We start from the raw sequence: 11,520 nt of genomic DNA on the forward strand, positions 1-11,520 counted from the left end.
GCACAACTGGTGAATCGACGAGAGGTCATCTTCGGCGTCCAGCATGATCTACTATCTACGTATGAACGCAGATAGTGGTGTTTGTCGCCGCAAGCTTCCCGATGATCAAGTCGACCTCGTCGTCGAGGTGTTCCGCATGCTGGCCGACGCAACCCGTGTGCAGGTCTTGTGGGCATTGGTCGACCGCGAGTGCTCGGTGAACGAACTGGCGGAACGCGTCGGCAAGCCGGCGCCCTCGGTGTCGCAGCACCTGGCGAAATTGCGCATGGCAAGGTTGGTACGAACCCGCCGCGATGGTACGACGGTGTTCTATCGCCTGGAGAACGACCATGTGCGCCAACTGGTTACGGACGCGGTCTTCAATGCGGAGCATGCCGGACCCGGATTGCCGGGGCATCACCGTAGTGAAGGTGAGCTTCGGGAGATACACCCGGAGCGCTCGGCGAACGTCGATCGGACCGATCAAGAAGAAGGTGCGTCGTGACGCACGAACCCAAGACGTCCCACGGCCACGGCCACACCCATGGCCACGGGCCGAAGGGATTTCGATCGGCAGTCCGCGAAGTGTTCTCGCCGCACAGTCACGACGCTGCCGACAGTGTCGACGACGCATTGGAATCGAGCGCAATCGGCATCCGGGCGGTCAAGATCAGTCTTGTTGCGCTCGGAGTCACCGCAGTTGCTCAGGTCGCGATCGTGGCGATCTCGGGTTCGGTGGCGCTGCTGGCGGACACCATTCACAACTTCTCCGACGCGCTCACGGCAGTCCCACTCTGGATTGCCTTCGCGCTCGGTCGGCGCGCTGCGACCAGGCGCTATACCTATGGTTTCGGGCGTGCGGAGGATTTGGCCGGACTGTTCGTGCTCGCCATGATCGCACTGTCGGCAGTGATCGCCGGTGTCGAGGCGGTGAGGCGATTGATCAACCCGGTCGAGATCGAGCACCTCGGTTGGGTAGCGGCGGCAGGTTTGATCGGTTTCATCGGAAACGAATTGGTGGCGTTGTATCGGATCAGGGTCGGCAGGCAAATCGGTTCAGCGGCCCTGGTGGCCGATGGATTGCATGCTCGGACCGACGGATTCACTTCGCTCGCAGTCCTTCTGGGGGCGGGGGGAGTTGCGCTGGGTTTCCCGTTGGCAGATCCGATCATCGGCCTTGTCATCACCGTTGCCATCGTGGCGGTGCTCAGGACTGCAGCGCGAGACGTCTTCCGGAGGTTGATGGACGGCGTCGAACCTGAGTTGGTGGACGACGCAGAGCATGCATTGATGCACGAACCTGGAGTCCTCGGTGTTCGTGATCTGAAGATGCGGTGGATCGGACACCGACTGCATGCCGATGCAGAACTCGACATCGATCCCCGGGCAACACTTGCCGAAGCTCATGCGATTGCACACAGCGCCGAGCATTCGCTCACTCACGCGGTGCCCAAACTCGCTACTGCCTTGGTGCATGCGTACCCGGCGCATGACGCGGCCAACTCCGAAGTCTGATACCGGCCGCCTTCCCGGTGATCTGTGCTTGATGTCAAGCGCAGGCGGCTTCCCAGGCGAAACCGTCTGGGTCTGTGAAGGTTTCAGACGCGCCGGCAACGGTCAGACGGTGTGATCCGGTGCCTTCCGGAGCAACCCCGGCATCCTTTGCCAAAGCGCGGCGACCATACAGTGCGAGTGTCACATTGTTTGCTGCACTGGTGAATTCGACGTACTTGCGACCGAAGCTCTTGGACACCTCGAGTCCGCGGTCGAGGTAGAACTGCTTGCTGGCCTTGACGTCTTCGGCGCCGAGCAGCAGCACGAGGCTGTCGATCGTGCGGGTGGCCGGCCCGTCGTTCTTCTTCGACGACGTGGCGATCTTCCAGATGGAACCGTCTGGAGCCTGGACGACTCCGCCGTATCCCCAGAGGGATTTCTTGACAGGCTTCAAGGCGGTGGCACCGGCTGCGAGTGCGGCGCCGACGAAGGCGTCGACGATGTTCGGTTGGGAGACGACGAGCGAAATGGTGTACCCACGAAACCCGGTTGTCGGTTCGTTCGATTCGCGTAGCTGGATTCGATCTCCGACCCCGAGAGCGTTGTAGAAGGCTTCGGCTGCGACGAGGTCGGGTACGTCGAGGATCACGGATTGCGCGGTGGTCATCTGGGCGCTCCCTGCTGATGCGTGGATTGACGACGTGTGGTCGGAAGTGGACTTCTGTGGTGTGTTCATGTGTTTCAACGTAATTGCGGGTCCCGTGGCTGTGCTTCTCGATTTCTGATCGGTTTGCTGAGACTGCTTGCAAGGTGCAGCACTCACGCAGGCCTTAGGTGGGCGATTTGTCGTGAATATCCTGTTCACCCGATGTTTTCTCGATAGGCTGGTGAGCGCTGATCGGACGTACCTCACGCCACCATGGAACGGGGAAACCAGTGATCGCACTGCGAGGAAAGTCGTTAGCCGCAGCAGTAGTGGTGTCCATGACGATGGCGTTGGCCGCGTGTACCTCCGGTGAATCGGCGCCCGAGGTGGGCGGCAATTACGGCTCTGGCGGAACCGCCGTCGACTATCGGGAGCCGGTGAAACTGAGTAGCCGAGATGGTGTTCTCGAGGTGCGCTTGTCCGCTCATCAGGGAGTGATTCCGCTCGATACCGCTTCGGCGCCCGTGTCGAATTTTCTGCTCTTCGGGTACGAGGTCATCCGCGGTACGGCGTCGGACGGATCGACCTCGGCGAGTGACGTCTATCCGGCGCCGACTCTCCGCGTCAATCCCGGAGAGCGATTGATCATTCATTACGACAACGATTTGCAGGATCTCACGATCCAGGACTTCTACGATCCGGCATTCACACCGGCGGGCGGGGACGTGCCGATCTATCCGCCGGCGCTGACGTCGGCTCCGCTGAATCTGCACACGCACGGAGTGCACGTGAGTCCGGACGGCAATGCGGACAACGTGTTGCTCAACATTCCCGCCGGCCAGGGAAACGTGTACGACTACGCGATTCCGGGGACGATGCCGAACGGTCTGTACTGGTATCACAGTCACCGGCACACCCTCACCGCCCAGCAGACGTACATGGGCCTGGCCGGGCTACTGGAAATCGGCCGGCCGGACGGCAATCTGCCTGTCGTGACGGCAAACGACGTTCCGATTCGCGATATGGCACTGCAGTACAACTTCGTATTCGACCGCAAAGGAAAGGGCCGACAGCTCAACGACGCGAACTGGCCCCAATTCGTCAGTACGTTGACGCCACCCGCCGGTACGGAACTAGCCGACGGGACGTACCGTCCGAGCCTTGCTCCGGTGAATTTCTCGGACACCACCGAGGGCGCGCAGTATTTCACCAACTGGTACACCGGACCGTTGTCCCCGGCCAATCATCGTGGACAGAATCAATTCGTTCCAGGCAATCTGCAGAGCTTCGTGGGTGAATCGACGACTGTACCGGCCGATCCCTCACTGCCGGACAACCAACGCGATGTGCAGTACACCGTGAACGGTCAGTTCCAGCCGTCGCTGAAACTGAAGCCGGGGCAGACCGAGATCTGGGTGCTTGCCAACATCAGCGACTTTGCCTACATGCCGGTCACGTTGACGGAAACCGCAACCGGCGCCCATCCGAAGTTCGCCATCGTAGGGCAGGACGGAAACCCGTTCGACGAGGTCAGGCCACCCGTGGACGGGGACGGAACCAGGCTGGTGATTCCGCCGGCCTCGCGATACGCAATCGCAGTGACGATGCCGGAGTCCGGCGATCTGGTGCTGGAGATGCCACCGCTCGAAGGTGCAAAGCCGGTGAGCAATCCAGGCATTCTCTACACCAACAACGGTACCGACAATCCGCCCGCCGAACTCGGAACCGTCACCGTCGACCCGTCGGTGATCAGTTACGCGGACGGATTCTTCACGTTCCCGACTCAGCAGTTGATCCGTGCGACGCCAGACGAGGGTGAAGGAAAGACGACCCCCTTCGAGTTCGGACAGAAGCTCGATACCTACACCTCGTTCGTGGATACCGCAGCGATGACGCCCGACGTGACCCGCAACCTCACAGTGTCCGGTGGGTTCGGAAACGAGAAGGCCAGCAACAGTGATCCGAAGGCCTTCACCTACGAATTCGCCGACAACACGTTCCCCAACATTCCGCTGATTCAACCGCGACTGAATTCCGTTGAGGAATGGAAGATCACGAACCTCAACAACGACGAACACCCGATGCATATTCACGTCAACGACTTCCAGGTAACGGAAGTTGTGGATCCCGTCGCAGGTACCACGACGGGCGTTCAGCCCTGGGGAATCGACAACGTGAACGTGCCCGCTCCGGTGACTGACGAGAATGAGAATGCTCTCGAGCCTGCGTCAGTGACGTTGCGAACGAAGTTCACCGAGTACACCGGAACCTTTGTGATTCACTGCCACCGACTCAATCACGAGGACAACGGTTTGATGGCGACTGTCAACGTGATTCCCGAGGTATCGACATATGCCGTCGCGATACCTGGTTCGGCCGGCGTGCCCGCCAAGGTGCAGATATTCGATGCCAACGGCGACAAACTGATCACTGCTGTGACGCCCTTCCCGTCGTTCGAAGGCACCCCGAGTGTTGCGATGGCGGACGTGAACGGAGACATGGTGCTTGATCTGGTCGCTGGAACAGGTGCAGGCTCGGCTCCGGAAGTGGTGGCGTACAACGCAGTCGGCGGCGTGCCGTTCACCGACGAGTTGGCAAGATTCGCCCCCTTCGATGTGGGTTTCCGCGGTGGAGTGAACGTCGGCGGTGTCGACATCGACGGAAATGCACTGGCAGACAACATCATCGTTGCATCAGGCCCAGGGATGGAGTCGCAGGTCAAGATCTACTCCACCGACCTTCCGGCGGACAAGAGGTCCGCACCCACAGAATTCGGTTCGTTCTCGCCGTACCCGGGATCGAGTAGCGGAGTCACGTTCGCAACCGGAATGGTTGACAGTCACTCCGGTCGAGCGAGCATCGTGACAGCACCCGGTGCGGGCGAGGAGCCGTTGATCAAGACGTTCCGCTACGACCTGTACGAACCGACGGCGGCTGCGCAGGGCGGCTCCGATGAACACGCAGGTCATACGGCTGGTCCGGCAACGACATCACAGTTCTTGGCATTCGATCAGGACTACCGCGACGGGGTGTCTCTGTCGACGGGTTGGGTGGCCGGCGCCGAGGGCGGAGCAAAGTCGATAGTGGCAGGCATGCTCGGAGGCGAAGGATCCGTCCGCGTCTTCTCGAGTGGATCGAGGCTCGACGGTGCACCCGAGATGTACCTCGAGAGTCCAGATCACCATTCGACGGACGTGGCGTTTCGGGAGGTTGCAGCTTTCGACCCGTTCACCGGTCCAGGTTCGGGTGTCGGAGTGGCCACGACGAGCACGACCACCGGCGCGGACCTCCTCGTAAGTGGCAGCAACGGAAAGGGTGCCGAAGTTCGGAAACTTACGCTGGGTCGCGCCGATCCGTCTGCGACCACATTGACACCGACGCTTGTGGGAACGCTCCCTCCGTATCCTGTCGGCGGGGGAGTTCTGCCGCTCGGTGGTCGATGATCAGGTTTTGAGAGTTTCTGAAAGTAGTTACATATCAACCGGTCTCGAGATCGATGTTTCTTGAAACCTGTCCGTTTTGTCTCTGGTTATCGAAAGTGTGTTCGATTAAACTTTGAGCATGGACAGTCGGGGAGCGTGGCAGCTGGATGGCGAGGGCCTCAAGGGGGAGGTTCTGGATCTGGTGCGTGTCCGGCACGAGTCGCAGTCGCGGTTGGTGTTGTTGATCGTGGAGGTGTTTTCCCGTGAGGTTCTTGGCGGGAAGGGTTTTCGGGCGATCGCGCTGTGGTTGCATGGTTCGACGAATTTGGAGATCGGTGAGTGCAGTCTGCTGGTCGGGTTGGCGCGGTTGTTGATGCTCGAACCTGTTGTCGCGGATGCGTTTCATCGCGGTGACGTGGATGCGTTGAAGGCGCGGCAGGTGGCGTCGTTTTGTCAGCATCCGCCCAAGAACATGACCCTGGCGGATGTGGACAAGGCCCGCGGGATCTTGTTGGGGTTGGCGTCGAAGAACATCGCCGATTGTGATGCGGTGCGGGCGGCGATCCGGCGGATCGAGAAGCAGTACGGCAAGCGTGAGGACGGCGTTCCGGTGGGTGAGGATTCGGAGCGTAACGAGTTCTACGCCTCGAAAGGCTTGTACGGGCGCGTGTCGGTGAAGGGTGATCTGGATGCTGTGAACGGGGCGCGGTTGATCACGTTGTTGTCGAGTCTGTCGGCTCCGACGCCGGAGAAGGACGGCGTCAAGGACACGCGTACTCCGGCATTACGACGGGCGGACGGGTTCTGCGAACTACTGCGCCGGTACGAGCGGGCGGGGTTGGGTCCGATCGAAGGCGGAGTGAAACCGCACATCACGGTGACCGCGTCGGCAAAAGATATGACGGACCTTAAAGCCTTGAAAGACCTCCTGCCGTCCACTGAGGAGTTGGGATTTGCGTGGGCGGATTGGGTGGGCCCGATCAGTATCGATACCGCGCGGATGCTGGCGTGCGACTGCACGATCACGCGGATTTTGTTGGACGAGAACGGTGTTCCGCTCGACTGCGGCAAAGAAGCGAGAACAGCGACGGTGCCGCAGCGGCGGGCGTTGACGGTTCGCGATGGTGGGTGTGCGTTTCCGGGGTGCGGGACACCGTCGGGGTGGTGCGATGCCCACCATATTGTTCACTGGAACGATGGTGGCCCAACAGATCTCGACAATCTGATCTTGTTGTGCGGTCATCACCACCGGACGATGCACCACACCGAATGGAGGGTGGAGATCGGACCCGACCGAAAAACCGTGTTCTATCCACCGATGTCGGTTGATCCGTATCAACAGCCGATCGGCGGGAACGGCCCACCGACGGCCGCCTGAACGGCCAAAACTGAAAATGCCAGCGTATGCACCGGGGAAGAATCATGCCCCGTTACATGCGCTGGCATTTCGTGTTCCGGAGAGTTCAGGGCAGCGACCAGAACTGAGTAGTCACGAGGTAGAAGACGACAACCCAGAACAACGTCACAGTGGCGACGATTGCCACCCCTTGTGCGTTGGTTTTTGCGACAGGAATCCCCTGAGGTGGACGCAGCCAACGGTGCAGGAGCCGATTCACGTAGTACGGCATCGTGAAGAAACTCATGATGAAGCTCGACAACAGGTTGCCGATCAACAATCCGAGCCAGAGTGGCAGCTTCAGCGGTGACAGCGCCAAAGTAAGCAAGACGACAGTCGGGTAGAGACCGACCCAGACCGCGATCGAGGTTTTTGTCTCCGAAGGTGGAGGGGCCTCGTTTCCGTTCTCGTCGAAGGCGAACCAACTGCCGAACGAATTGTCCACGGTTCGCAGTTCGAAGTCGTGGAACTTGCGACCCTCGGCGAGAAGTTGTTGTCGCTCAGGGGAAGTCAGCCACGTGTCGAGATGGGCAGCATTGTCGAAGCGATACAGCAGGGTCCACTCATCCTGCACACCGTCGACTGGGCGAAACAGTTCGGTGCCGCGGAATCCGTCGAAAGCACTCTCCACCTCCCGAAGGCGATCCTGCCAGGCAAGGAACTCGTCGATGCTGTCGTCACCGACTCGGTGCGTCACTACGACAGTCAGCAGTGGGTCCGGAGGCCTGATCCCGCCGCTCACTACCTGCTGCGTGGCCGGGCCGTCGAAGAACTGACGACCGCTGTCGAGGTAGTCCTGCCTCGTCGCGCTGTTGATCCACGCTTGAACATGAGCGATGGAGTCGAATCGATACACGATCACCCAATCGGGTTGGGTGGGCGTCGGAGCCGCGATTTCTGCCCCGAGGAAGCCTGCATAATCTGCGGCGGCCCGGTTGAGATCTTTCTGCCAGACCTCGAATTCTTTCTCCAGTCCGGCACGCACTCGCTGGCCGATGATGACCGTCGCGGCGCTGTCCGCCGACGTGTTCGCGGTCATCGGTTCAGGCCTGAGTAGATGCGTTCCGGGGTGAGCGGTAGTGACCGGAATCGTGACCCGGTTGCATCCTGCAGTGCGTTCGCCAATGCAGGGGCAACCGGATTGATGCAGCACTCCGCCATGCCCTTGGAGCGGAGTGGGCCGACGGAGTCTGATGACTCGACGAGGATCACCTCCGTGCGTGGGATATCTGCATATGTCGGGATCCGGTAGTTACGTAGATTCGGGTTCATCATCGCGCCGTTTGCGTCTACGTGGAAGTTCTCGGTGAGTGCGAAGCCGATGCCCTGGGCGACGCCACCTTCGATCTGTCCCCGCACCTGCGCCGGATTGATGATCACCCCAGCGTCGGTGGCTTGGACGCTGTAGAGAATGCGGATCTCGCCTGTGACGCGATGGACGGCAATCCGGAAGCCATGAGTGTTGGACACCACGCTGCGCGGAGATCCGTATGCCTTCCGCGCCTCGGTGAATCGGATCCCGCGCGGGCGTGCGGCCTCGAGTATCTCTTGCAGTGTTAATCGAGTACTACCGCAGACGATCTTGTCGTCGTCCATCGAGCACTGGTCAATCGACACGCCGGTGTGGTGCGCGGCGAAGGCAAGTAGGCGATCGCGGAGCGCATTCGACGCGCGAAGTACCGCGTTCCCAGCGACAAACAGGCCGGCGCTGGCGAAAGCGCCTGTATCGAAACCGGTTCGGTCGGTGTCCGACTGAATGATTCGTACACGTGACGGTGTTGTGCCCAGCTGATTCGCGGCGATCTGCACGTGGGCGGTAGAAGTTCCCTCACCGAATTCGACTGTGCCGATGGCAAGTTCGTATACACAGTCTTCGCCGAGGGTGAGCCAAGCCTCGGAAATGTGCTCGGTGGGTGGCGCGGTCTCGTGTAGCGAACTGGCAGTGCCGGTGCCGATCAGCCAATCCGCTCCGAGCGAGGGAACCGGTTGGCGCTTCAACGCGGCGTCGATCAGATCTATGCATTGCCCCAGTCCGTCTTCGGTGAAGATCACGTCGTCTGGGCCGTCTTCGAGTGCGACGAGCGAATCGCCCGGTCGGACGATATTGCGTCGACGCAGTTCGAGCGGATCCATGTCCAGCGCGATGGCCAATTCGGTCATGGCCGATTCCACGGCGAAAGCGGGCTGAGTCATGCCGTACCCACGTAGAGCGCCGCTCGGAACATTGTTGGTGTACACGGAATACGCATCGAACTTCTTGTTGGCGCAGCGGTAGAGCGAGACCGCCGCGCCGCCGGCAAAGAGTGTCTCTCCACCGTGGTTTCCGTACGCACCGGTGTTCGAGATGTTTCGGTACTGAAATGCCGTGAGGGTTCCGTCAGACTTGGCACCGAGCTTGATCGTGAGCTTCATCGGATGACGCGGCGACGCGGTGGTGAACTCTTCTTCTCGGGTGAACTCGAGGCAGACGGGACGACCGGTGTCGAGGGTGGCGAGCGCCACCAGATCCTCGCTGATCACTTCCTGTTTTCCTCCGAACCCGCCGCCCACGCGTTTGCAGAACACGCGTAGCTGATCCGGGCGGAGGTCGAAGAGATGGGCGAGTTTGACCTTGGCGATGGAGGGGGACTGCGAACTTGTGCGAACGTGAAGGCGTCCGTCTTCCATCCAGGAGATCGAACCGTGCGTCTCGAGGTGCGCGTGCTGAACCCGCGGCGAGAAGTAGGTGCCTTCGTGGATGACGTCGGCCTCGGCGAACCCGGCCTCGACGTCGCCCACATGACCGTGAAGTTCGAGCAGGATGTTGTGCTCGGGATCTCGAACAAAGGGATCGTCGGATCCGTGCAGGGCTGGAGCGCCGTCGGCCATGGCCTCTTCCGGATCGAACACGGAAGGCAGGATCTCGTAATCGACCTTCACCTTCCGACGGCCTTCTTCCGCAGCGACGACGGAGTCGGCGAGGACGGCCACTACACGCTGACCCACGAACCGCACGACGTTGTCGAGAATGTAGGTGTCGTCCGGATCGACAAGGTGGTCGGTATGTATTGCCGTGGTGAAGAGCTTGCGCGGCACGTCTTTCCAGGTGTAGACGCGATGGACACCGGGGACGGCGAGCGCCTCGGTGGTGTCGATGGAGGTGATGCGGGCATGTGCGTGAGGCGAGTGCAGCACTTTCAGGTGCAGCATGCCGTCGATCGCGGTGTCCATAGTGTATTCGGCTCGGCCGGTCACCACGTCGGTGGCCGCCGGCGCCCCGACGCTGGTTCCGACGGCCTGTCCCGGGAGGGCAACTTCGACAGCACCGACACCGTTGACCGCGTCTTCGATGGATCGGTAACCGGTGCAGCGGCACAGGTTTCCCTTGAGCGCTCGCGGCAAGTCTTCTTTCTGCGCGTCGGTGAGCGCCGCCGAGGTCATGATCATCCCGGCGGTGCAGAACCCACACTGAAAGCCGGGTGCATCCCGGAACTGCTGCTGAATCGGATGGAGATCTTCGGGCGTGCCGAGTCCCTCGATCGTGGTTACCGCGCGACCGTCGGCGCGAAAGGCGGGCGTGATGCAGCTGTGTATCGGTGTTCCGTCGAGCCACACTGTGCACGCCCCGCAGTCCCCGCCGTCGCACCCCTTCTTCACCCCGTGGTGTCCGAGGTGCCGAAGAAACGTCCGGAGACACTGTCCCGGGAACGGCTCCTCGTGGAACTGCCGGTCGTTCACCGTGTAGCTCATGACTGGCTCCCCGTGAGTTCGTTTCGGAGCTCGTCGGCGTAGTGGCGGGCGAGGTGGAGGCGGTGGTCTGGGGTTCCGTTGGGATCGTCGAACCAAATGTCGGCCGAAATGGAGTCGACGGCTCGTCGCAGAGAGTGCTCGTCCGGCATGGTGTCGAACGTCAGCCGGATCGGATGGGTGGTGCCGGCGGTGATGGTGAGGTGAAAGTCGTCGGCGCCAGGAGTCTGCGTCGCGATCATGAAGATCGTCGAACGGCCGAGGTGCGTGAGACTGAAGCGGCGGTGGGCGTGCCGTTTGGTGAGTGCGTGCACCGGGAACTCGATGCTCCGAAGGACTTCGCCCGGCTCCAGGACATTCTGGTGGTCACCGGTCACGAAGTCGCACGCGTCGACGGTCCTCACTGTTCCGTCGGTAGCCCATAGTGTGAACGAAGCCTCGAGTGCAACTGCCAGGGTGATCATCGGTCCGGCCGGAAGCGACATACAGATGTTGCCGCCTACGGTGGCCGAATTCCACACCTTGAAAGACGAGAGGAAGTACTCGCAGCTGACGCGAATAAGTGGACTCGCACGCCAATTGTCCGGCGGGACAAACGCATACAGTTCGGCAACGGTGCACGTAGCTCCGACACCGAAATGAGTCGGGCCGACCTCCAGTGGTGTCCAACCGAGCGCGGTGAGGTCGACCAGTCGACGCGTGTCGGGTTGTTCTGCTGAGAACAGCCACGTTCCTCCCGCGAGCCAGGCGTCGCCGGGACGCCACACGTCCCCTGGGCGATCCGGTGGTCGGCGTATCACGTCGGTAATGGTGGTGATGTCCATGCGCCTGCTCCCCTCGGGGGATGTGTCTTCTCG

At 61.1% G+C, this 11,520-nt stretch carries 8 protein-coding genes; 4 read left to right on the top strand and 4 right to left on the bottom strand.

The window, feature by feature from the left end; genetic code table 11:
* Positions 1–61: 61 nt before the first annotated feature.
* Together G4D79_RS18330 and G4D79_RS18335 are read left to right on the top strand one after the other, a co-directional pair.
* Complete coding sequence (locus tag G4D79_RS18330) at positions 62–484, top strand: metalloregulator ArsR/SmtB family transcription factor (protein WP_003942406.1); 423 nt, start codon at positions 62–64, stop codon at positions 482–484.
* Positions 481–1,494 carry a cation diffusion facilitator family transporter gene (locus G4D79_RS18335; protein ID WP_007732228.1) on the top strand — a complete coding sequence of 338 codons (1,014 nt, stop codon included), beginning with the start codon at positions 481–483 and terminating at the stop codon, positions 1,492–1,494. The genes G4D79_RS18330 and G4D79_RS18335 overlap by 4 nt, the downstream gene beginning before the upstream one ends.
* A 34-nt stretch (positions 1,495–1,528) precedes the next feature.
* Here G4D79_RS18335 and G4D79_RS18340 read toward each other — a convergent pair whose 3' ends face one another.
* The gene (locus tag G4D79_RS18340; RefSeq protein ID WP_099698130.1) at positions 1,529–2,140 is read right to left on the bottom strand and encodes a glyoxalase; all 612 of its coding nucleotides are present in this window, start codon (positions 2,138–2,140) and stop codon (positions 1,529–1,531) included.
* A 317-nt stretch (positions 2,141–2,457) separates the two neighbouring features.
* Here G4D79_RS18340 and G4D79_RS18345 point away from each other — a divergent pair, with 317 nt between their 5' ends.
* Both G4D79_RS18345 and G4D79_RS18350 read left to right on the top strand, forming a co-directional pair.
* On the top strand, positions 2,458–5,562 hold the full coding sequence (locus tag G4D79_RS18345) for a multicopper oxidase family protein (RefSeq protein ID WP_214514626.1): 3,105 nt from the start codon (positions 2,458–2,460) through the stop codon (positions 5,560–5,562).
* A 118-nt stretch (positions 5,563–5,680) separates the two neighbouring features.
* On the top strand, positions 5,681–6,919 hold the full coding sequence (locus G4D79_RS18350) for an HNH endonuclease signature motif containing protein (protein ID WP_099698495.1): 1,239 nt from the start codon (positions 5,681–5,683) through the stop codon (positions 6,917–6,919).
* An 85-nt stretch (positions 6,920–7,004) separates the two neighbouring features.
* Here G4D79_RS18350 and G4D79_RS18355 read toward each other — a convergent pair whose 3' ends face one another.
* From G4D79_RS18355 to G4D79_RS18365, 3 genes are read right to left on the bottom strand one after another with little or no spacing between them, the layout of a single operon-like run.
* Positions 7,005–7,976 (bottom strand): antibiotic biosynthesis monooxygenase, encoded by a 972-nt coding sequence (locus G4D79_RS18355; protein ID WP_099698494.1) that lies wholly within the window; start codon positions 7,974–7,976, stop codon positions 7,005–7,007.
* A complete protein-coding gene (locus G4D79_RS18360; protein WP_099698493.1) occupies positions 7,973–10,666 on the bottom strand; it encodes a molybdopterin-dependent oxidoreductase in 2,694 nt (897 codons plus the stop codon). Before G4D79_RS18360 ends, G4D79_RS18355 begins: the two co-directional genes overlap by 4 nt.
* Complete coding sequence (locus G4D79_RS18365) at positions 10,663–11,487, bottom strand: FAD binding domain-containing protein (RefSeq protein ID WP_007733027.1); 825 nt, start codon at positions 11,485–11,487, stop codon at positions 10,663–10,665. Before G4D79_RS18365 ends, G4D79_RS18360 begins: the two co-directional genes overlap by 4 nt.
* Between the last annotated feature and the right edge of the window lie 33 nt (positions 11,488–11,520).

Origin of the sequence: Rhodococcus sp. WY5, from assembly GCF_018588185.1 — a bacterium.
Lineage (GTDB): Bacteria > Actinomycetota > Actinomycetes > Mycobacteriales > Mycobacteriaceae > Rhodococcus_F > Rhodococcus_F qingshengii.